This is a genomic window from Ectothiorhodospira magna (assembly GCF_900110965.1).
Lineage (GTDB): Bacteria > Pseudomonadota > Gammaproteobacteria > Ectothiorhodospirales > Ectothiorhodospiraceae > Ectothiorhodospira > Ectothiorhodospira magna.
In genome coordinates, this window is the sequence record NZ_FOFO01000009.1 from 42,974 (window position 1) to 65,449 (window position 22,476).

The following is a 22,476-nucleotide window of genomic DNA, read 5'->3' on the forward strand; positions in this document are numbered from 1 at the left end:
GTCCCTTGTATGTGGTCCACAGCCCCCTTCCTGCCCTCATCCCCCTTGCCGGGGGAGAGGTCCGGCCCATGAACCGGACCCCGCTGGGAGAGCGCCTGGTTGCCGCCGGACACCTGTCTTCCCGGGATCTGGAAAAAGCCCTGTTCGCCCAGGGAGAAATGGGCGGGCTGCTGGGGCAGGTGCTGATCCGGCTGGGACTCTGTGCGGAACTGGACGTGGCCCGCGTGCTGGCGGCGCAACTGGAGGTGCCCCTGGTCACCGCCGCCGATTACCCGGAAGCCTTTCCTGCCCTCGAAGGCGTGGCCCTGGATTTTCTCCAATCCCATCGGGTGTTGCCCCTGACGGTCACTGACCACACCGCCCGCTGCGCCCTGGCCGTGCCCCAGGATGCCTATGTCCTCAAGGCCCTGGCCCTGGCCAGCCGGAAAACCATCCAGCCGGTACTGGGCCTGGAATCGGAGATCATGACCGGTCTGGAACGGTTGCAGGCCGGTCCGGAGGAGGACAGCCTCCTGCCGGAGGATCTGGCGGCGGCGGATGCGGACAGTGAATTTGTGGAGCATCTGCGGGATCTGGCCAGCGAAGCACCGGTGATCCGGATCGTCAACACCCTGGTGGCCGATGCCATCGACCTCAATGCCTCGGACGTTCACCTGGAGCCGTTCGAGGGGGTACTGCATCTGCGCTACCGGGTGGACGGGGTGCTGCAGGCGGCGGAATCCCCCCCCTTCGGCCTGAGTGCCGCCATCACCTCCCGGATCAAACTGCTGGCCCGCCTCAACATCGCCGAACGCCGGCTGCCCCAGGATGGACGGATTCGCATGCGTCTCAAGGGACGGGACCTGGACCTGCGGGTGTCCACCGTGCCCACCGTCCACGGCGAAAGCGTGGTCATGCGGGTACTGGACAAGGGCAACGTCCGCCTCAGTCTGGACACCATGGGCTTTGACGACGATCTGCTGGGCCAGTACGCACAGCTGCTGGACCGGCCCCACGGCATCCTGCTGGTGACCGGTCCCACCGGGTCCGGCAAGACCACCACCCAGTACGCCTCCCTGAACCGTCTGGATGCAGACCACCGCAAGATCATCACCGTGGAAGACCCGGTGGAATACCAACTCCCCGGCATCAACCAGATCCAGGTCAAAAGCCAGATCGGCCTGACCTTTGCCAATGCCCTGCGGGCCATCCTGCGTCAGGACCCGGACATCATCATGATCGGCGAGATGCGGGACACGGAAACCGCCCAGATCGCAGTGCAATCCGCCCTCACCGGCCATCTGGTGTTGTCCACCCTGCACACCAACACCGCCACCGGCGCCATCATCCGTCTGGAAGACATGGGGGTGGAGCGTTACCTGATCACCTCTTCGGTGATCGGTGTTCTGGGGCAACGGCTGGTGCGTACCTTATGTGCCCACTGCCGCCAACCGGCCACCGTCACCGCTGCCCTGAAGCAATCGACCCCCGCCCTGGGCCGGTTCTGCCGCCCGGGCGATACCATTTACCGGGCCAACGGCTGCGACCATTGCCGCCACACCGGTTACAGTGGCCGTACCGCCATCCACGAACTGCTGGTCATGACCGATCCGTTGCACCGGGCCATTCTCGCGGGTGCCGATGCCACCCATCTGCAGCAGGAAGCCTGTGCCCAGGGTATGACCACCCTGTTCGAGGATGGTCTGCGCAAGGTGGCCCAGGGCATCACCAGCCTGGACGAGGTGATGCGCGTGGCCCAGGAGACTGACAGTGCCTGAATTCACCTACCGGGCCATCCAGGCCGATGGTCGGCAGATCCGTGGCACCATCAGCGCCGCTTCCCGCGCCCTGGCTCTGAGCGAGTTGCAGCGACAGGGCATCATGCCCCTGCAACTGGAGTCCGGCCCCTCCGGGTCGGCCCGCCCCCCCACCGAGGGGCTGTTGGCCCGGCTGGGTCGCCGCCGGGACCGGATCACCCCCCAGCAGATACTGGGGCTGACCCGGGATCTGGCCACCATGCTGCGGGCCGGCCTGCCCCTGGACCGGGCCTTGCAGGTGCTGGGCCGAATGAGCCGTGACCCGGCCCTGACCCGCCTGCTGACGGAATGGCTCGAAGGGGTCAAGGCGGGCAAGGGGCTCAGTCAGGCCCTGGAACCCCGTCAGGCCCTTTTGGGGGACTTTTACATCAATATGGTCCGGGCCGGAGAGGCCGGGGGACAACTGGCCACCGCCCTGTCCCGACTGGCGGAACACCTGGAACAATCCCGCCAGTTGCGGGCCAGCGTGGTGTCCGCCCTGACCTATCCCGCCATCCTGATGGTGGTGGCCGCCCTTTCCGTGTTCATCATGCTGGCCTTCGTGGTGCCCCAGTTCGAGGCCCTGTTCGACGACATGGGGGACGGCCTGCCCCTGGCCACGCAAATCGTGGTGGCCCTGGGGGATCTGGCCGCCGAAGGGTGGTGGGCCTTCATGCTGCTGCTGCTGGCACTACTGATTGCCATTGACCGTATTCCCCGCAGTGAGGCGGGGCGGCTATGGCTGGATCGCCAATGGCTGGCCCTGCCCTGGATCGGACAGGTGATCCGCACCCTGGAAACCGCCCGTTTTGCCCGTACCATGGGAACCTTGCTGGGTAGTGGCGTGTCCATGCTGGAATCCCTGAAGATTGCGGTGGATACCGTGGGCAACCGCCATCTTCGTGGCGCCCTGGCAGACATGCCCGCCCGGATCAAGCAAGGGGGCGCCATGACCGCCGCCATGGAACCCACCGGACTGTTCTCCCCCCTGGCCATCCAGATGATTCAGGTGGGGGAGGAGTCCGGCAAACTGGAACCCATGCTGCTGGAACTGGCCAGGGTCCAGGACGATGAAGTCCAGGCCGGGGTCAAACGGGTGGTGTCCATCCTGGAACCGGTGTTGATCCTGGTGCTTGGGATCGTCATCGCCGGTATCATCCTGGCCATTCTCATGGGCATCATGTCGGTCAACGAACTGGTGGCCTGATCCGCCCCAGGGATACCTGTTCCCCCATCAACCCGGATTGACACATCCTTTGTAGTCAGGAGTTTAATCGTGCATCAATTCATTGCCCATCGTCAGTTGTCCCGTACCGGCGGATTCACCCTGGTGGAACTGCTGGTGGTGCTCGTCATTCTCGGCCTGCTGGCTGGCCTGGTTGGCCCCATGGTCCTCAACCGTCTGGGGGGGGCCAAGAGCGACACCGCCCAGGTCCAGATCCAGGACCTGGAACGGGCCGCCGAACTGTTCAAGCTGGATACCGGCCGCTTCCCCAGTACCGAAGAAGGGCTGCAGGCCCTGGTGCGCCAGCCGCCGGGCGTGGCGGGCTGGAATGGCCCCTACCTGCGCCGTTCGGAACTGCCCAAGGACCCCTGGGGTCGTGATTTCCACTACGCCAACCCCGGTCAGCGCGGTCCCATTGATATCTGGTCCAATGGGGCCGATGGTCAGCCCGGTGGGGAAGGGGAAAATGCCGTCATCGGCAACTGGTAGGCCACGGGTTCATCGGGGATTTACCCTGGTGGAACTGCTGGTGGCCCTGGCCGTGATGGGCCTGATGGTGGCCCTGGTTCCCATGGCCTATGACCGGCTCCGGGAAACCACCGATTACCAGGGGGCCGTGCGCGCCCTGGCCACCGAAATGCGGCTGGCCCGGAATCTGGCCATGCAATCGGGGCAATCCCAGGCCCTGACCATCGACCTGCACCAGCGCCACATCCAGCTTGCCGACCGTCAGCCCCTGTCCATTCCCCGCCGGCTTCAGGTGGAGGCCGAGTTTGCCCGCATCGAGCAGACCGCTGACCGGGTCGGCGCCATCCGCTTCTATCCCGATGGCAGCAGCACCGGCGGCAGCGTGAGCCTCATCCGCCCGGCGGGGAACGGCACCCGCCTGCGGGTGGACTGGCTGCTGGGCCGTGTCACCCAGGAACCGGTGGCCCCATCATGAGCCGCGAGCACGGTTTTTCCTTGCTGGAAGTGCTGGTGGCCTTCGTCATCATGGCCCTGTCCCTGGGGGTGTTGTATCAGGCGGTGACCGGCAGTGTGGCCAATATGGGCATCACCGAACGCCATACCCACGCCTTGCTGCTGGCTGAATCCCTGCTGGCATCCCATCAAAAGCTGCCCCCATCGGGGGTGCGGGACAACGGCCATACCGCCGACGGTTACCACTGGCAGCTACAGACCCATTCGGTGGTCGATACCCGTGTGGATCAGGATGGCATCAGGGACGATGTTCTGCTGCTGGAGGCCACAGTGGAATGGGGTAGCCCCCGCCCCCGTCAGATCGTGTTGCAGACCGTGTTGCCGGTTATCCGTCCGTGAACCGCCGTTCCCGATCAGCCATGCCGATTGCAGGATTCACCCTGGTGGAAGTGCTGGTGGCCCTTACCCTCACCAGCCTGTTGTTGCTGTCCCTCATAACCGGCCTGCGGGGTATCAGTGATGCGGCCACCCGCACCGATGCCCTGGCCCAACGGGTCACTGAAATGCGGCTGGTCAGTGATTTTTTGCGTCACCATGTGGCCGGCGCCCTGTCTGTGACCTACGCTGACCCGGATCAGGACGCCACCCCGCCCCGGCATTATTTCCAGGGGGATGCCCGGCGTCTGCAATGGGTGGGGGAACTACAGGCCGTCCATGCCCCCGGTGGTCTGTTTGTATTTCGCCTGCAGGCCCTGCCGGATCAGGGCATCCTGCAACTGGGTTACATGCCCTATCCGGGGCGTCAATGGCATGGCGACTGGGCAGGAGAGCAGCGGCATGTCCTGATCCAGGGACTGGATCACTGGGCGGTACGTTACCAGGATGCGCGGGGCCAATGGCATGACCAGTGGCAGGACTCATCCGGCTTGCCCACTCTGGTCAGTATCATGATCCAGGCCGAAGGCCGTCACTGGCCGGAACTGCTGATTGCCCTGGGGGGGCCGTGATGGCCTGTCTGTCATCCCCTCGCCCGCATCGTGGACTGGCCCTGCTGGCAGTGCTCTGGATCACTGCGGCTCTGTCGGTTTTGGTGGCCGGCATGGTCTATCAGGTTCGGGGCGAGACACAGATGGCCCGGATGCAACTGGAACGGGCCACGATCCAGCCACTGATGGCCGGCGCCCTGCGGATGGCAGCCAGGGATCTTCCTGCCCGTCCCGAAGCCGGATCCAGGGCTGTGACTCTGGTTTACCGGATCGGCGATCACCACCTCACCGTGGAGGCCATTCCGCTGAACGGTTTTATCAGTCTGAGCAGTGCCGGCGAATCACTGCTGGTGGACATGTTCGTTTACGGCGCCCGGCTCGATCCCGACGGCGCCCGCCTCCTGGCCCAGACGCTGGTGGCCCATCGCCAGACCCTGCCCGAAGGTTTTGTCAGCCGGCGACAGTTGCACGATATCCCCGGCATGGAGCGGGACATTTATGATAGCATCGCCCCGCTGGTCGTCCCTCAACGGGTCACCGGGGGCCAGATCAACCCGGAAGCCGCCCCGGCGCCGGTGTTACGGGTGCTGGCCAGAGGTGACGACGCCGTTGTCCAGCGCATTCTGGAAACCCGCCGCAACCCGGACGGTCAATGGCGTACCGATGGCCTGGAAACCCGCCATCTGCTGGCCAGTCGGGCCAGGGCCTGGGTGGTCCATGTGGAGTATCATCAGGCCAACTGGCGTTGGCGACAGGGCCAGATCCATGCACCAGCGGGCTTGCCCGGTGGTCGTCATTGGCAGCTTCTGGACCCCCTGCACCGCATTCAGGCACATTCATCAATCACCGCTTTATCGAGCGTTCCATGCTGCAATCCCTCAAACAAGGTCTGACGACCGGCAGCGCGGCCGCCCTTCTGTCCCGTTGGCATCGGGGGTGGACCCTGCTGTGGGCAGCGCGGCCAGCAGGGTTGCGCCCGCCCCGCCAGATCTTGCGTCTTTGGGTTCCGGGTGAACCCCCCCAATGGCTGCAGTGGCCCGAAGGTTGTTTGCTGGCCCAGGAGGACAACGACACCCGCCCCGTCCAGGCCGGCCAGGGACTCTGGCTGCCCGAATCCTGTCTGCTGAGCCAATGCCGCGAGATGCCCTGGGCCAGTCGGGCCGATACCCAGGCCATGATCCGGGTCATGGTGGAAGCGGCCTCCCCCTTTGCACCCGAAGATCAGGTCTGGGCCTGGACCCGGTTGCCCACTCTGCCCGATGCCCCCCGGCAGCGCATTCTCTGGGTACTGACCAGCCGCCGGGACATTGCTGAACAACTGGCCCGATTACCTTCGGTACCGGAGACCGATACCCTGGAAATCTGGACCAGGGTACAGGGGCAGTGGCTGCTGCTGCCCGGTTATGGAGAAGCCCCCCGTCTTGATCGTCTTCGCCGTCATCGCCTGATCCAGCTGGGACTGCTGGCCCTGACGGCCCTGTTGCTGGCCCTGTGTATTGCCAGTCCGGTGCTCCAAAAGCGCATGGAACTGATACAACTCAATACCCAGATGGCCCATTGGCAACAACAGGCTGCCCCGGCCCTGCAGGCGCGAGAAGCATTGCAACGCGGGGTGGCCCAGGCACAATCCCTGGAACAGGTGCGTGCAGATGCCCTGGACGTGGTGGAAATCCTGGACCTGATCACCGCCGTCGTGCCCGAGGATGGCTGGCTGGATCGCATGGACATCCGGGGAGGGCGGGTTGTGATCAGCGGGCGGGTGAACAATGCTGCTGCCCTGCAACAAACCCTGAACAGTCTGCCCCGGTTTGCCCACGTGCGGGCCATCAGTCCCATCGCCAGGGAACCTCGTTCCGGCAAGGAACGGTTTGCCTTCGAGATGGAGCTGTTGCCTTGACCCGTCGATCCATCACCTTGACTGATCAGACCTGGGTGGCACTTATTCTGGTGGCCGCCCTGTTGTTGCCCTGGATGTGGCTGGTGGGGACCGCCTGGGCCAAATGGTCCCAGTACCACGACCTCATCCAGCGGGATCTGCCCCGGCTGGCCCGTCTGCAGGGGCAGGTGGACATGGAAGCTCCCCTGCGACAGCAGTTACAGCAGGTGCGGGACCATCTGGCGGGGCAAACCTATCCGGCACAGTTGAGTGGCACCCAGGTGTTGGGAGATCTGCAGGCCAGGGTACGCGGGCAGATTCAGGCGGCGGGGCTGGAACTACAGGGGACCGATCAACATTCACCCCGCATGGAAGGAACATTCGAGCGGTTTTCCATCACCCTGAGTATCGGTGGTACCCTGCCGCAGGTCATCGGTTTTCTGCAGGCCCTGGATGGGGAATCGCCGGCCATTTTCGTGGAGCAGGTCCAGCTTCAGCCGGCAATCCTGGTCAGCGATCCTGAGGCCACTCCGCCCCAGCGGGTCAATATGACCCTGCGGCTGGCGGTCATGCGACAGACGTGATCGGATTGCAGCGAGCATTCATACCATGTTGATCAAGGGTCTGATACTGACCAACATACTGCTGATTCTGGTTCTGGTGGGCACCTGGCAGCCTTCCCAGGGCGTGCAGACCGAGGCCCTGCCGCCCCAGCTTTCTCCATTGACCCTGCCCGCCTCCCATGGCCCCGGGCCGGTGGGTGGGCTGGACGCCTTGGCCCGGCCCGTGTTCTGGCCCCAGCGACGGCCCTCCACGGACGGCGGGGACCAACTGGCCGATGGAACGGCACAACCTATTGAAGGGCTGCGGGGGGTGATGGGTTCCGGGGAGCAGGGTGTGATCCTGGTCCATCGGGACAATGGCATACAGCGGCTGCGGGTAGGGGATACCCTGGACCAATGGACCCTGGTGGGCATCGAGGGTAACGCGGTGATCCTGCGGGGACCGGCCGGCACCATTCTCCACCAGACCCTGCCCCAGCCGGCATCGGACCCGGGGCCACCCCGGCGCCCCTGATCCAGGGACAGTCAAGAGCACATTATCCATGTTGAAGACCATCACCCAGTTTCAATCCCTGCCCATACATTGGTTCATTCCCGGGGCTTTCATCATACTGCTTTTGGCCGGTTGCGCTGCTGGTCCTGACCGGCCAGGGCCAGCGCCCCTGCTGGAGCGGGGATTCCATCTGATGGACCCGCCGGAAATGTTGCCGGTTCAGGATGCGCCAACGGTGGAACCGGCACCGGGCGCCGTGGACGACTCTCGCCCCCAGCCCCTGATCTTTCGTGGCAATGACCGCACCTACATCCAGTCCCTGGGGCCGGGGCGTCATCCACCGGTACAGGATCGGGGGGATCAGATCACCCTTAACTTTGAACAGGCCCCCCTGCAGGAAGTGGTTCATGCCATTTTGGGGGATTTACTTGGCCTGGATTACACCGTCGATCAGCCCCTCACCGGCGAGGTCACCCTGCGTACCCACGCACCGATTCCCAGAGATAGCCTGATCGACGTTCTGAGCGCCATGTTACAGGCCAATGGTGCGGTACTGGTCAAGGATGCCCAGGACATCCACCGCATCACCCCGGCAGACCGTCCGGCCCGTACCGGTCGGCTGCATCGCCGGGGAGAGTTGCCCGGTGGTCACGCCACGGTTATCGCCCCCTTGCGCCATATCGGTGCCGTAGAAATGGCGGATATTCTGGCCCCCCTGGCTCCTGACGACAGCATCCTGCGGGTGGATACCCTGCGTAACCTGCTGGTACTCCAGGGGGGACGGGACCAGTTGGAGGCCTGGTTCAGCGTTATCGACAGTTTTGATGTGGACTATCTGGCAGGCATGTCCGTGGGACTGTTTCCCCTGGAATATGCCGCCGTAGCCGAAGTGCGTGACGCCATTCGCGCCCTGCTGGGCGAGATGGGCACAGGGAGTGCCGGGGAAGGTGCTCCACCCACCTCGATCCGGGGAGTGGTGCGGGTACTGCCCATTGAACGGCTCAACAGCCTGCTGGTCATCACCCCTCGCGCCCATTATCTGGACCGGGTGGCCCAATGGGTGGACCGTCTGGACCGGCCCATGGACAACGACCTGGAACCCCGTCTCTATGTCTACCCGGTGCAGAACGGCACCGCCACCCATCTGGCCCGCCTGCTCAGCGAACTGTTCGGTGCCGGCGATCCGGGGGCCAACGGTGTCCAGCCGGGTACCAGTGACAGTGGACTGGCACCCGGTCTGACGCCGACCCGGATCAGCGACGGCGGCAACGGTCAGGGCTTCATGGATCTCTCCGACCTGCCGGAGGCTGGCGCCGGCGGCGCTGCCCTGGCCGGTCGCAGCCTGGGCAAGTCCGTGCGGGTGGTGGCCGACGAACACAACAACGCCCTGCTGGTGCTGGCCCCTCGCAAGGATTACCGCAAGATCGAATCTGCCCTTCGGCAACTGGACCGGGCGCCCACCCAGGTACTGATCGAAGCCAGCATCGTCGAGATCACCCTGCGGGACGGCCTGGAATTCGGACTGGAATGGCACCTGCGCCAGTCCAGTTCCGGGTTCTCCGGCAATGCGCTGCTTAACCCCAGACTCACGGGAGGCATCTCCCCGCAACAGCCCGGCTTTTCCTATGCCATTGCCAATCCTGCCGGCCAGTTGCGGGCGGTGTTTAACGCCCTGGCCTCCGACTCCCTGCTGCGGGTCCTGTCCAATCCCTCCATTCTGGTGCTGGACAACCACACCGCCAGCATTCATGTGGGCGACCAGCAGCCGGTCCGTTCCGCCCGCACCCAGACCGATGGGGGGCTGACCACCGAATCCATCGAATACAAGGATACCGGCATCATGCTGTCGGTGACCCCTTCCGTGAACGCGGGCGGCCTGGTGACCATGAACATCACCCAGACCGTCACCGATGTGGGTTCCCCGGACGAGGCCACCGGCCAGCGTACCTTCCTGCAGCGTCAGGTCCGCAGCCGCATTGCCGTGCGCTCCGGCGAGAGCATTGTCCTGGGCGGCCTGATCCGCGACAACCAGGTCAACCGCAACAGTGGCGTACCGGGGCTACGCAACGCACCTCTGGTGGGCGGCCTGTTCGGCAGTACCGAGCGGGGCAGCGAGCGGACCGAGCTGCTGGTGATGATCACCCCCCGCGCCCTGCAGAACGATGCCGAGCTGCGGGCCGTCAGCGAGGAAATGCGTACCCGGATGCAGGGGCTGAGGCTGCCATGACCGGCATTTTGGCTGCCTCTGCGGTTGACTCGTTCACAGGGACTGTGTTCAATGATGTAGCGCCCCAGGCCGGGCTGTACCGGGAGTTTGGGGCGGCCATTTCCGCCTTGTGGGTTGTTGTCTTTTCCCTGGGGATGGTTTAATGTGCACCCCGTACCTTCCCGGTCCCGTCAATACACCCCTTGACTCAATGCGTGAGGAAAGATTGCGATGAAAATGAAAAGGATTGCAGTAGGCGTAGCAGTGGCCATGGCAGCGACCACCTCCGTCGCCCAGGCTGACGCCCTGCTGTTCCCCTATGTGGTGAGTGGTAGCAACGTGACCACCATCGTCAGCACGATCACTGATGCCAACTACAACGGCTATACACCTGCTGGTCAGCCTGGTGGTACCCGCCTGCATTGGACCATGGTGTCCAAAACTGGTGAAAACGCTGTAGACAACATGGCCGTTTGTGGCGAAGTGAATTACTTCCTGCCCACCTCCGCCAATGACCTGCAGACCGTGGACCTGGGTGGCCATCTTTCCAATGACGGCGATGCTGGTGTTCTGTTCAATGATCCCAGCGACAACAACAACTGGCGCGGTGGCCTGGGTCCCCTGACCTACGCCATGGCCCTGGCTTCCGCTGGTGGTAACCCTGACGTACCGGTCAGAGGCTATCTGATGGTTGATGATGCCACCACCAATAGTGCACTCGCTCCCCGCCTGTCCGGTGAAGCCATGGTATTTGATTTCACCAATGGTGCTGCCTGGGGTTACCGTGCGTTTGCCACCAGCAACACAGACACCGCCGTGCCTGTGAGCAATGCCACTCGTGATGATTTCGACTTCCGTGGCGCCAGCATGGTCGACGGTACCCAGGTTTCCTTCATGCCTCTGGCTGAAGCCACCACCGCGTTCTTCGTGACCCCGCTGAATCGTAACAACGGCGAAGCGCCTTCTGCAGCCGCTGCCATTGCCGATATGAACCCCTATGATGCGGACAAGCGCTTCGAGCGTCTGGTCACCACTGTCTCCATGCGTACCGGTGCCGGTGTGGCCTACGACCGGGATGAAAACCTGGTTTCCGGTACCACTCCCCGCAATGTGACCTGCGTTGGCCGCCTGGAACTCAGCGAACTGATGTCCCCCGGTGCTGCCACTGTACTGGCTGACGGTGGCTGGGGTCAGCTGCAGACCGATAATCCGGGCGCTCAGCCTGGTCGTGTCCCCACCTCCAATGCCCATGTCATCAAGCTGGAGTACAATGCCGCAGGTTCCTTCCTGGGTAACTCCATCAATGGCGCGTTCAACAACGCTACCCAGCTGTAATCAGGCAGTTCAATCCGCTTGAGCGGGAAAAAGGCCACCTTCGGGTGGCCTTTTTGTTGGAACGATGACACCTCCTCGCGGTCTACATCTCCCCATTCACCGGCTGCTTTTCCCGAGTGGCACGCTATCCCCGCCTGGCTTTTGTTTAAGGTCAGGACTTTTTGCGGAGACACTGATGAAGCATGGCATTACCAGTAAGTTCCCACTTTTTACCCTCACAGGCTGTTTACTGGCGTCGCCATTACTCCTGGCCCAACCCACCCCTTATCCTGTCACGGAACGGGCCATTCCCTGGCAATCCGCCTGGCAGTTGACCGCGGATCAGGAAGGGCAATGGGTCATGGCCTGGCATGGCCAGCGTCCTGAATTGGTGCTCCGTACCGAAGGCGAGGCCCCCATCACACTCATCAGTCGGGATGACATGGAACAGGCCCCCTCCGGCCTGGGTCTGGTCACTACGCCCGAGGGAGCCTGGGTGGCCTATCGCAACAAGCAGCCGGAGCGGGGCGTCTATCTGGAGCGTCATGGTCCTGGGGGACAATTGGGGCCGATTAACCTGAGTGAAGATGCCCTGCCCCTGGCCAGACTTCGTTTACATGCCCACGGGGATGAAGTGCGGTCCATCTGGTATGGAGAACGCCCCAGTGAACAAGGGGGTATGGAATATCATATCCACTACCGGGATATCCTGGACGACGGCACCTTGCGGGAACAGCAGTTCAACCTGCTCTCCGGTATCTACCCTGTCTGGCTCAATGATGCCCAGGGCAATGTGGCTGTCTTTAGTTGGGTAGTGGACGATGAACAATCCACTATTCAGGTACGGGTGCGTCAGGAAGACGGCAATTTTGCTCCACCGGTAGTGATTCAGGACGTGACTCCCCAGATCACCATTCCCTTTGACGCCTTTGTGTCCGGTGACCGTTGGTTCGTGTACTGGATTGCTCAGTATGGAGACGGCAACGAGTATCTGGTGGAAGGTGCCTATAGTGATGATCAGGGAAAGACCTGGGACGCCTTTGCCCTGGAGTCCACGCGTGGTCTGGGAGTCGAATCCCTGTCCGTGGTGGGTAACGGGGAACAGGTGACCATGGCCCTGGCCGTGGTGGATCGTCACCATCCCCGTCGGGACTTCATGACAGTGAAGCTGGTTCAGTCTGCCGATAATGGCAAGACCTGGGGTGAACTGATGCCGGTCCGCGATGAGGATCAGGTGGGTTATGCCCGTGCCCGCGCACCCAAACTGGCCCTGTTGCCCGATGATCATGTCCTGCTGATGTGGGAGGATTGGCGGGAAATCCGTAGCCGGGTACGTTATTCCCTCTCCAGTGATGGGGGCAAACACTGGGATATTGTGCAGGATGGCCGTCTGCCCGTGGGACGTGAGCATAATGTCATGGTCAATCTGTTTGCCAATGACATTGTGGTGACCGACGATCGGGTCATCCTGGGACTGGAGTTCTTCGATGATGCCTTCAGCACCAAGCAGCTCAAGGTGATGACGCTGACCCTGGAGGATCTCAAGACACCGGATGAAGACGTGAAAGTGTCCAAGGATGGGTTGCAGGAGCGGCTGGATGCCTACTGGAAAGCCATGATCGAGGAGGACTTCCGGGGCGCCTACAACCTGTTTGATCCTTTCTACCGCGCCCGTGTTCCTTTCAGTGAGCATCTCAAGGCCATGGGACGAATCCAGTATGAAACCGCTGAAACCGAGGCCATCGAAAGCCTGGGCCATGTGGCCTTGTCCGCCTCCACGGTGACGGTCTCCATTCCCACCTTCACCAGTCCGGCGGGGGCCACCATCGAGTCCCCCACCCAGACCCGTACCCTGACCTTGCGCTGGGTCCATGTGGACGGTGAGTGGTATGTAGACTACGCCTCCGAAGCCAGGGGTGGTGTCCGCTTTACCCGCCACTAGGCCGGATGGTCCGGTCCCCGGTCCCCTGCTATCATGGTGACTGCTCTGGCCGGTTTGACTCTGCTGTATTGATGACGACGGCATCCTTCGTGGATGCCGTCCTTGTTTTCGGAACCCCCCGTGCTGATCCGTTTGAACACGCTGCGGCACATGCTGCCCGTCTTTGTCTGGCGCGAGCTGCGCGAACAATATGCCGGCACCCGCCTGGGGCTGGTCTGGAACCTGCTGCAACCTGCCATGATGGTCTTCGTCTATTGGTGGGTCTTCGGCTATATATGGGCCATCCGCCTGCCTGGTCTGGGGGAGGGTGGTGATGTGCCCTTCATCCTGTTTCTGCTCTGCGGTCTGCTGCCCTGGCTGGCTTTTAGCGATGCCCTGAACCGGTCCGCCAATGCGGTGCTGGGCCGGGCCGATGTGGTGCGCCACGGCAACTTCCCGGTGCTGATCTTCCCCCTGGCCAGGGTACTGGCCGCCCATCTGGTCTTTATCCCGATCATCCTGGGCTTCATCCTGTTTCTATGGCTATCGGGCTGGCAGCGGGATCCGGTGCTGGTGCTGTGGGTTTTGCCCTTGCTGGGCCTGCAATGTGCCTTCGCCATCGGCCTGGGGCTGCTGCTCTCCGCCCTGTCGGTGTACGTCCGGGATGTGCCCCATGTACTGAGCATGGTACTGCTGGGGCTGTTTTTCACCGCGCCCATTCTCTATCCCCTTGCCCAGGTGCCCGAGGCCCTGCAGACCCTCATCTGGGCAAACCCCTTCACGGTATTTGCCGAGGGATATCACCGTCTGCTGCTGGAATCCCGCTGGCCCGGCTGGGGCCTCTGGCTAGCGGCCCTGACCTATGCCGCTGCGGCCCTGGTAGCGGGTGGTCTGTTCTTCCAGCGTTTGCGACCGGGGTTTGCCGATGTCCTGTGAAATCCCCTCCGGCACCGCCCATGCCCTGACCCTGCGGCAGGTGAGCAAGACCTACGCCCTCTATGACCGCCCCCTGGACCGGGTGCTGGAACTGCTGACCCGCCGTCCCCGACACCGGGCCTTCACCGCCCTGCACCCCCTGTCCCTGGAGATTCCCCAGGGCATGAGCCTGGGCATTGTGGGGGACAACGGCGCAGGCAAAAGCACCCTCATGCACCTGATGGCGGGCAGTCACCAGCCCACCACCGGCACCCTGACCCGGCAGGGGCAGGTGCTGGGTCTGCTGGAACTGGGAGTGGGGTTTCACCCGGAATTCACGGGCCGGGAAAATATCTTCTTCCACGGGGACATGCTGGGCTTGCCCAGGGCCTATGTCCGCGACCGCTACGAGGACATCCTGGCCTTTGCGGAACTGGGGCAGTTCATCGACCAGCCCCTGCGGACCTACTCCACCGGGATGCGGGTGCGGCTGGCTTTTGCCCTGGTGGCCTCCCTGGACCCGGATATCCTGATCGTGGACGAGGCCCTGTCGGTGGGGGACATGCACTTTCAGAAAAAATGCATCGACCGCATGGGGGCATTTCGTCAGGCGGGCAAGACCATCGTACTCTGTTCCCATAGCCTCTATCAGGTGGAATCCTTCTGCGATCAGGTGCTGTGGATGCGGGAGGGGCGGGTGGAAATGTTCGGGCCACCGGCCCAGGTGCTGCCGGCCTATGAACGCTATCAACTGGCCCGCTCCGCCCCGATGCCCACCGGGGACGTCCAGGCCCCTCCCCGGCATCTGGCCCGGCTGGTGGACTTTTCCCTGGACTCCTCCACTCCCTTGCATATCGGTGATGATCTGATGGCAAGCTGGCGGGTGGAGGCCGTGGACCCCCAGGTGCTGCACCATTACACCCTGTCCCTGAAACTGGAAAGTGGTCGAGGACTCCATGTGGCCGGTTCCCGGCTGCGGGGACAGCCCCCTCGCCAGGGCAGTGGTCGGGAATCCGCCTGTTTTGGCAACATTCCCCTGGCCAGCGGTTTCTTCACCCTGCACCTGCGTCTGTGGGACGACACCGGGCTGGTGCTGCTGGATGAGCGGGTCATCGACGGCATCGAGGTCCGCAAGACCGACGACGAACTGGGGGTGCTCCGGCTGCCCTTTTCCAGCCAGTGGCAGCCCAAGGACACCAGCGCCCCATGAGTCACCGCCCCGTCCTGCTCTGGATACTGGCCAGCGATGCCTTCGGGGGCGGCGAACGTCTGTCCCAATGCTGTCTGCGGGGGCTGAGCCGGCATTTCACCGTTCACCTGCTCACCCAGCGCCCGCTGGCCCCCCATTTCACCCCCATGCCCGGCCTGTCGGTGCATTACTTTGAAGCGTATGGCCTGACCCTGCCCCATGATTACCGGCGGGCCAATGTACTGGCCTATGCCGCAGCCATTCTGGATCGGGCCGAGGCCGTCGGCGCCCACCTGATCCATGCCACCATGCACAATGCCTCCTGGTTTCTGGCGGTCGCTCGCCTGCGCCATCCCCGTCGGACACGGCATCTGGCCCTGGTGGGCAGCCTGCATGGTTCCCTGGCAGGCTATTACCAGGCGGAACGGGGACATCCCCCCACGGCCCGGGTGCGTCTGGGCGTATGGCTGGCAGGCCGGGTGCTGGACGGCATCATCACCCCCTCCCAGGGGGTGGCGACGGAACTGGCACACCAATTCCGGGTTCCCTCGGCCCGGCTGCATCCAGTCCACAACGGCGTGGATCGAGAGGCCCTTGCAGCATTGGCCGCCGCCCCCTGTCCTCAGCTGGAGGGGATAGCCGGAGACGACCCACCCTGCCGCTGGGTCGTCAGTGCGGGCCGGCTGGCGGCCCAGAAGGATTTTGAAACCCTGTTATGGGCCTTTGCCCGTCTGGCCGATAGCCACCCCCAATGGCGGTTGCGGATTCTGGGCAGCGGCGAACGGGAACCGGCACTGCGGGGCTTGGCCCGTGACCTGGGGATTGCCCCACGCCTGCACCTGACCGGCTTTCAGGCCAACCCCTATCCCTGGCTGCGGGCCGGAGATCTGTTCGTGCTGCCTTCCCGGTACGAAGGCTTTGGTCTGGTGCTTACCGAGGCCATGTCCCTGGGGGTACCGGTGATGGCTTCGGACTGTCCCTGGGGACCGGCGGAGATCATCCGCCACGACAGGGACGGCGTGCTGTTTCCGGTGGGGGATGTGGCCGCCCTGGCCCGGGAGATGGACCGGCTGATGGGCGATGCCGAGGCGCGGCGGGTTCTGGCCCAGGCCGGCCGGGCGCGGGCCGAGGTCTTTAGCGAAGCGGCAATGATTGCCGGTTATGCCCGTGTGCTGTCCCGGGTGGGAGGTCTCTCCCATGTCCCATGACCTGTCCCACCATGATGGCGTGACCCCTCGAATCCGGCTGCTGCTGCTACTGCCGACCCAGGGATTTGGCGGGGCGGAACGCACCCTGTACAACCTGATCACCCACCTGGACCCGGCCCGGTTCGAGATCATCCTGATCACCCACCGATCCAGTTTCCCGGCCTGTGACCGGGCGCGGGTACTGGACCTGGAAGCCGAAGGGGTGGCCACCGGTTTTCAGGGCCTGCGCCGGACCTGGGGCGATGCCCGTCGGGTGTGGGCCATCGCCCGCCGGGAACAGTGCCACCTGATGCTGGGGTTTTTGCATTACGGCGGCATGATTGCAGCCCTGGTCCGGGTGCTGGGTCGGGGCAGACCAGCCACCATCGCCAGTCCCCGCACCCCGTCGGTGGCTGGCATCCGTTTTCACCTGTCCCGGCGTCGGGATCGCTGGCTCTGGCATGCCCTGGTACTGCTGATGAATCAGGCCGCCCATCGGGTGCTGGTGTCCACCGAGGGACTGGGCCGGGAATGTATCCAGCGTTACCGGGCCGCCCCCGACAAGGTGACCGTGGTGGCCAACTGCGTGGACCTGAGCGCCGTATATCACGCCCAGGCCCAACCCCGGTCCGACACATTGCCCTGTATCGTGACCTTTGGCCGTCTGGCCCCGGAAAAGGATCTGGACATCCTGCTGCGGGCCTTTGCCCAGGTCAGGGTCCATCATCCCTGCCGTCTGCTGCTTATCGGCGACGGCCCGGAACGGGCCGGGCTGGAGACCCTGTGCCAGACTCTGGACATTGCTCCCTGGGTGAGATTCGCCGGTTTTCATCCCGCCCCTTTTGGTCTGGTGAAATCGGCGGATATCTTTGTCCACACCGCCCGTTTCGAGGGCTTTGGCAATGTGCTGATCGAAGCCATGGCCTGTGACCTGCCGGTGCTGGCCACCGATTGCGATTTTGGCCCCAGGGAGATCATCCGCCACGGAGAAACCGGCTTGCTGGTGCGCCCCGGTTCCGTGGATGCCCTGGCGCAGGGGATCAGGACGCTGCTGGCGGACGAACCCCTTCGGCGGCGTCTGGCGACGGCGGCCCGGCAAGACCTGCCCCGCTATGCCCCGGCGGTCATGGCCCAGGGTTATGCCGCCCTGTTCGAGGCCCTGTTCCGGGAGCGCCATGGAGCCGCCAATGACCGACCATGACCTGATGTATCGTCCCAGAACCCACGAGGACACCCCAGCCCTGCTGGCCCTGTTCCAGCGGGTTTTCGGCCACCAGGCTGAACCGGCCTGGTGGCACTGGAAATATCAGGATGCCGCCCTGCCGTTGACCCTGGGACAGGTGGCCCAGACCCCCGCCGGGGCACTGGTGGCCCATGTGGGCCTGTATGGCTGGCCGGCCCGGTTGCCCGACGGTCTGCAGGTGCTGGCCCAAGTCTGTGACGTCATGGTGGATGGGCCGGTGCGCGGTGGTCTCAAGGGGGGCGTCTACGATGCCCTGATGGCCGGGTTCTGTGCCCAGGTGCAACAGCGCCATCCCCAGGCACTCACCTTCGGTTTTCCCGGTAATCGATCCCTGCCCCTGGGACGGCGCCTGGGGTTCTATCATCCCTGGTACGAGGTTCTGGACCAGGAACTGCCGGCCCTGACCCCTCCCCGCCGTCCCACCTGGCACCGGCTGGAAGCGATTCCCATGTCGGATCAGGCCCTGGACCAGGTGGCAGCCCAGGCAGCAGGAGCGACCGGCCACGGCCTGATTCATTCCCCCGCCTATCTGGACTGGCGTTACCGCCGTCACCCTGCCCGGCATTACCGGCTCTGCCGGCTGGAAACCCCATTGGGTGGTCGGGGCTGGTGCATGGTGCAGGCCTTGCCGGATCACCTGCGGGTGATGGAATGGTGGGGGCGGGAGCCGGATCTGCCCCGGTTGCTCACCCTGGTGCGGCACCAAGCCGCCCGGGAGGGTCTGCCGGTGGTCCGGTACTGGGCACCACCGGCGTCCACGGTCACCACCGGGTCCACCGCCTTGCCCACCGGCGCCACTGTGGTGGAAATGACCTGTGCTCCCCGCCCCCGGCTCCAGGGTGGCATCTGGCCTCGTCTTCAGCCCGGTGACGCGGACATTTACTGAGCGTCAGCCTTCAGGCACCACGGTCTGTCAGGGTTTCTGTGCTAGCATCCCGAACTTTATCCTGACGAGGCAAGAGAGGCAGCTCCGTTGATGGTGACCGAAGATCATTACCTGCCCTTTGGTGTCGGCGACCTGCCGTCGGGCCATTGGCTGGTGCTTGCGCCCCACGCCGATGACGAAACCTTCGGCATGGGCGGTGCCATCATCCGGGCGCGGGAGGCGGGCACCGCCGTCTCCGTGATCATCCTCACCGACGGCGCCCAGGGCGGCAGCGGCACCGATCTGGTCCAGGCCCGGGAACAGGAGGCCCGGACCGCCGCCGAGCAGCTGGGGGGGCTGGAACTAGATTTCTGGCGCTGTCCCGACCGGGGACTGGTGGCCGACGAAGCCCTGATCCAGCGCCTGACCCAATATATTGAAGATCAGGGCTACAGCGCCGTCTTCTTCCCCATGCCCGGCGAACCCCATCCCGACCACCGGGCCACCGCCCATCTGGCCTGGGAAGCCCTGCGCCGGTGCCGGTTTGCCCCCATCCCCATTGGCTACGAAATCAGCGTCCAGGGCCTGACCAACTGCCTGGTGGACATCTCCTCCGTGGTGGAGCGCAAAACCCGGGTCATGGCGGTCTACCAGTCCCAGCAGGGGGAAAATGCCTACACCGAACGGGTACTGGCCCTGAACCAGTCCCGCACCTGGTCCCTGCCCCGAAGCGTATCCCACGCGGAGGCCTTCTTCCTCTGGCCCCGGCGAGACAGCCCCCTGCTGGATGTCTGGGCCGAACAGTTACTGCCCCGGCTGGCACCCGCGGCTCTGGCCCGCAACCGCCCCCTGGTCTCGGTCATCATCCGGACCCGCAACCGCCAGACCCTGCTGGAACAGGCCATCCGTTCCGTGGCCGCCCAGACCTGGCCCCGACTGGAACTGGTGGTGGTCAACGACGGCGGCACCGAGGTGGCCACGGAGGTGGCGGCCGCCCAGGGCGGCGTGATCCAGCAGGTCCGCTATCTGTCCCTGACCGATCATCCGGGCCGATCCGCCGCCGCCAACCGGGGCATGGAAGCCGCCACCGGGACGCTACTCATGTTTCTGGACGACGACGACTGGCTGCTGCCCGGTCACGTGGCCGGGCTGGTACAGGCCCTGGAACAGACCCCGGAGGCCATCGGCGCCTACAGCAACGTATCCGCCGTGCGTCGGGAAGGAGAACACTGGGTGGAAGTGCGCCGCTTCAGCGCCCCCTTCGATCCGGCCCGCTTTGCCTATGAAAACTATCTGCCCATCCATTCGGTCCTGTTTCATCGTCGAATCATGGAGCAGGGGTGCCGCTTTCCCGAAACCCTGGATGTCTACGAAGACTGGGCCTTCTGGACCCTGGTGACCGGCCAGGGTGTCCTGATCCATGTGGATCAGACCACCGCCTGTTACCGTATCTATGACAACAGCGGTTTTGGTGTTCATGCGGACCCGGAGCGGGTGAACCGCTCACTGGTGCCCTTCGTACAATGGGCCAGAACCCATTGGTCCGACGAACATCTCTCTATCCTGGTCAGGCGGGCCTCTGCCATGGCCGAGATCCAGCGTCGGGAACAGGCCATGATCGCGGATCTGGACCGGCAGGCTGGCGAGCAGGCGGCCACCCTGTCGGCTCATCGTCAGGAAATCCGGGTGAGAGATGAGCGGATCGTACAGCAGGATGTCCGCATCGCCACCCTGGATGACACCCTCAGCCGTCAGCAGGCAGAACTGACCGCATTGCAGGGCCAACTGGCCGCATTGCAGGGCCAGCTGGCCCTGCTGCATGCCTCCCGCAGCTGGCGGCTCACCGCCCCCCTGCGTCTGCTGGGCCGGCTTGCCCGCCGGACGCGGGACATGGCGCGGGCGGGGCACCCCCTGCTGCGTCGCCACGGCTGGCGAGGATTGCTCGATCGTGGCTGGCACGTCCTGCGCCGGGAGGGCATCACCGGCCTGAAGGCCCGGTTGCACCATCATGCCACCCTCAATGCCCATATCCCCCGCTCGGCGCCCCCGTGCCAAGGGCAGGCCGCTCTGGCCTGGGAACCGGACCCGGGCCATTATCGGCTGGTGGAAGGCGGCGGCAATTATGTCTATGTCCCGCCCCGGCGCCCGGCCCATCTGGACGCCTGGCTGACTACTCTGAAAGCACCGCCCCGGTTCTCCATCGTAGTGCCCGTCTACAATACCCCGCCCATCCTGCTCCAGGCCCTGCTGGATTCAGTGACAGCCCAGTGGTACCCCCATTGGGAACTGATCCTGGCCGACGACGCCAGCCCCTCGACGGAGACCCGTCAGGCCCTGACCCGGATATCCGATGGCCGGGTGAAGGTGTTGCACCTGGATACCAACCAGGGCATCGCCGGCGCCACCAACGCAGCCATTGCCGCAGCAGGAGGGGAGTTCGTGGTGTTCCTGGACCACGATGACGAGTTGACCCCGGACTGCCTCTACGAACTGGCCCTGTGCATCCAGCGGGAGCAGCCGGACTTCATCTACAGCGACGAGGACAAGATCACCCCCCAGGGCCATTTCACCGAACCCCATTTCAAGCCCGACTGGTCCCCGGACACCATCATGAGCACCATGTACACCTGCCATGTGTCCTGTATCCGTCGCACCCTGCTGGCGCGGATCGGCGGCCTGCGGTCGGAATATGACGGTTGCCAGGACTGGGATCTGATCCTGCGGGTGGCGGAGCGGACCGACCGCATCAGCCATGTACCCAAGGTGCTTTACCACTGGCGCATCCTGCCCGCCTCCGTGGCCTCGGATCTGGCGGCCAAGCCCTATGTGCTGGCGGCATCGAAAAAAGCCAGGGAGGATGCCCTTCAGCGTCGGGGTCTGTTCGGCGAACTGGAGCCAGTACCCGGCTTCCCCGCCTACTGCCGGGTGCGCTATCACCTGCGGGGCAATCCCCTGGTGTCCATCATCATCCCCACCCGGGACAATCCTGCCGTATTGCGCCGCTGTATCGACGCCCTGCCACCCCCATCGAATCAGAGTCAGTATGAAATCCTGATCATGGACAATGGCTCGGTCACGCCGGAAGCCCGTCGTTATCTGGACACCCTGCCGACCCGGCACCCCCATATCCGGGTGCTGCGCCACGATGCCCCGTTCAATTTCTCCGAACTGAACAATCTGGCGGTGCAGGCATCCAGGGGGGATTTGCTGCTGTTCCTCAATGACGACACCGAAGTGATCACCCCGGACTGGCTGGAACGGCTGGGAGGATATGCCCAGTTGCCTCATGTGGGGGCTGTGGGGGCAAAACTGCTCTACCCCGGTGGCCACACCATCCAGCATGCGGGGCTGGTCAATCTCCAGGCGGGACCGGGCCATGCCTTCCTGCACCGGCCCGCGGATCACCCCGGCTATTTCATGCGCAATCTGCTGGAATACAACTGGCTGGCGGTGACCGGCGCCTGCCTGATGATCAGCCGGGAAAAGTTCATGCGAGTGGGCGGCTTCGACGAAACCTTCCCCATCGCCTACAACGACGTGGAACTGTGCATCCGTCTGCACGAAGCGGGACTGTACAATCTGGTCTGCCCGGCGGTCAGCCTGATTCATCACGAATCTGTCAGCCGGGGGCCGGATCATCTGGACCCCGCCAAGCGGGAACGGCTGCGGGGAGAACTGCGCCGCCTGTATGCCCTTCATCCCCGCTACTTTCAGCACGACCCCTTCCATAACCCCAACCTGCACCCGGACAGTGTCCATTTTGACCTGGCCTGCTGATGCCCGCGCCCCGATCCCGC

19 protein-coding genes are annotated in these 22,476 nt (G+C 64.1%); all 19 read left to right on the forward strand.

Annotation, left to right across the window (positions count from 1 at the left end):
* Positions 1-68 precede the first annotated feature (68 nt).
* Entirely contained in the window at positions 69-1,757 is a 1,689-nt protein-coding gene (locus BMX62_RS05130) for a GspE/PulE family protein (protein WP_090205423.1), read from the forward strand.
* Entirely contained in the window at positions 1,750-2,982 is a 1,233-nt protein-coding gene (locus BMX62_RS05135) for a type II secretion system F family protein (protein ID WP_090205316.1), read from the forward strand. Before BMX62_RS05130 ends, BMX62_RS05135 begins: the two co-directional genes overlap by 8 nt.
* Before the next feature lie 81 nt (positions 2,983-3,063).
* Positions 3,064-3,489 (forward strand): type II secretion system major pseudopilin GspG, encoded by a 426-nt coding sequence (gspG, locus tag BMX62_RS05140; RefSeq protein ID WP_090205427.1) that lies wholly within the window; start codon positions 3,064-3,066, stop codon positions 3,487-3,489.
* Positions 3,467-3,943 (forward strand): GspH/FimT family pseudopilin, encoded by a 477-nt coding sequence (locus BMX62_RS05145; protein ID WP_162273499.1) that lies wholly within the window; start codon positions 3,467-3,469, stop codon positions 3,941-3,943. The genes gspG and BMX62_RS05145 overlap by 23 nt, the downstream gene beginning before the upstream one ends.
* Positions 3,940-4,320 (forward strand): PulJ/GspJ family protein, encoded by a 381-nt coding sequence (locus BMX62_RS13075; protein ID WP_238375866.1) that lies wholly within the window; start codon positions 3,940-3,942, stop codon positions 4,318-4,320. Before BMX62_RS05145 ends, BMX62_RS13075 begins: the two co-directional genes overlap by 4 nt.
* The gene (locus tag BMX62_RS05155) at positions 4,317-4,928 is read left to right on the forward strand and encodes a prepilin-type N-terminal cleavage/methylation domain-containing protein (RefSeq protein WP_143339662.1); all 612 of its coding nucleotides are present in this window, start codon (positions 4,317-4,319) and stop codon (positions 4,926-4,928) included. The genes BMX62_RS13075 and BMX62_RS05155 overlap by 4 nt, the downstream gene beginning before the upstream one ends.
* A complete protein-coding gene (locus BMX62_RS05160) occupies positions 4,928-5,800 on the forward strand; it encodes a type II secretion system protein GspK (RefSeq protein WP_090205325.1) in 873 nt (290 codons plus the stop codon). Before BMX62_RS05155 ends, BMX62_RS05160 begins: the two co-directional genes overlap by 1 nt.
* Positions 5,773-6,804 (forward strand): PilN domain-containing protein, encoded by a 1,032-nt coding sequence (locus tag BMX62_RS05165; protein ID WP_090205330.1) that lies wholly within the window; start codon positions 5,773-5,775, stop codon positions 6,802-6,804. The genes BMX62_RS05160 and BMX62_RS05165 overlap by 28 nt, the downstream gene beginning before the upstream one ends.
* Positions 6,801-7,367 carry a type II secretion system protein GspM gene (gene gspM, locus BMX62_RS05170; RefSeq protein WP_090205334.1) on the forward strand — a complete coding sequence of 189 codons (567 nt, stop codon included), beginning with the start codon at positions 6,801-6,803 and terminating at the stop codon, positions 7,365-7,367. The genes BMX62_RS05165 and gspM overlap by 4 nt, the downstream gene beginning before the upstream one ends.
* A 25-nt stretch (positions 7,368-7,392) precedes the next feature.
* Positions 7,393-7,860: a hypothetical protein gene (locus BMX62_RS05175; protein WP_090205338.1), complete on the forward strand. Its 468-nt coding sequence runs from the start codon at positions 7,393-7,395 to the stop codon at positions 7,858-7,860.
* A gap of 28 nt (positions 7,861-7,888) precedes the next feature.
* Positions 7,889-10,066 carry a type II secretion system secretin GspD gene (gene gspD, locus BMX62_RS05180; RefSeq protein ID WP_090205343.1) on the forward strand — a complete coding sequence of 726 codons (2,178 nt, stop codon included), beginning with the start codon at positions 7,889-7,891 and terminating at the stop codon, positions 10,064-10,066.
* Between the two features lie 249 nt (positions 10,067-10,315).
* Positions 10,316-11,380 carry a hypothetical protein gene (locus BMX62_RS05185; protein ID WP_090205346.1) on the forward strand — a complete coding sequence of 355 codons (1,065 nt, stop codon included), beginning with the start codon at positions 10,316-10,318 and terminating at the stop codon, positions 11,378-11,380.
* Positions 11,381-11,555: 175 nt separating this feature from the next.
* Positions 11,556-13,301 (forward strand): sialidase family protein, encoded by a 1,746-nt coding sequence (locus tag BMX62_RS05190; RefSeq protein ID WP_090205349.1) that lies wholly within the window; start codon positions 11,556-11,558, stop codon positions 13,299-13,301.
* Positions 13,302-13,421: 120 nt separating this feature from the next.
* A complete protein-coding gene (locus BMX62_RS05195) occupies positions 13,422-14,216 on the forward strand; it encodes an ABC transporter permease (RefSeq protein ID WP_162273500.1) in 795 nt (264 codons plus the stop codon).
* Positions 14,206-15,405 (forward strand): ABC transporter ATP-binding protein, encoded by a 1,200-nt coding sequence (locus tag BMX62_RS05200; protein WP_090205357.1) that lies wholly within the window; start codon positions 14,206-14,208, stop codon positions 15,403-15,405. The genes BMX62_RS05195 and BMX62_RS05200 overlap by 11 nt, the downstream gene beginning before the upstream one ends.
* A complete protein-coding gene (locus BMX62_RS05205) occupies positions 15,402-16,592 on the forward strand; it encodes a glycosyltransferase (RefSeq protein ID WP_090205360.1) in 1,191 nt (396 codons plus the stop codon). The genes BMX62_RS05200 and BMX62_RS05205 overlap by 4 nt, the downstream gene beginning before the upstream one ends.
* Positions 16,582-17,772 carry a glycosyltransferase gene (locus tag BMX62_RS05210; RefSeq protein ID WP_162273501.1) on the forward strand — a complete coding sequence of 397 codons (1,191 nt, stop codon included), beginning with the start codon at positions 16,582-16,584 and terminating at the stop codon, positions 17,770-17,772. Before BMX62_RS05205 ends, BMX62_RS05210 begins: the two co-directional genes overlap by 11 nt.
* A complete protein-coding gene (locus tag BMX62_RS05215; protein ID WP_162273502.1) occupies positions 17,759-18,700 on the forward strand; it encodes a GNAT family N-acetyltransferase in 942 nt (313 codons plus the stop codon). Before BMX62_RS05210 ends, BMX62_RS05215 begins: the two co-directional genes overlap by 14 nt.
* A 90-nt stretch (positions 18,701-18,790) precedes the next feature.
* A complete protein-coding gene (locus BMX62_RS05220; RefSeq protein ID WP_090205370.1) occupies positions 18,791-22,456 on the forward strand; it encodes a glycosyltransferase in 3,666 nt (1,221 codons plus the stop codon).
* Positions 22,457-22,476: the final 20 nt, after the last annotated feature.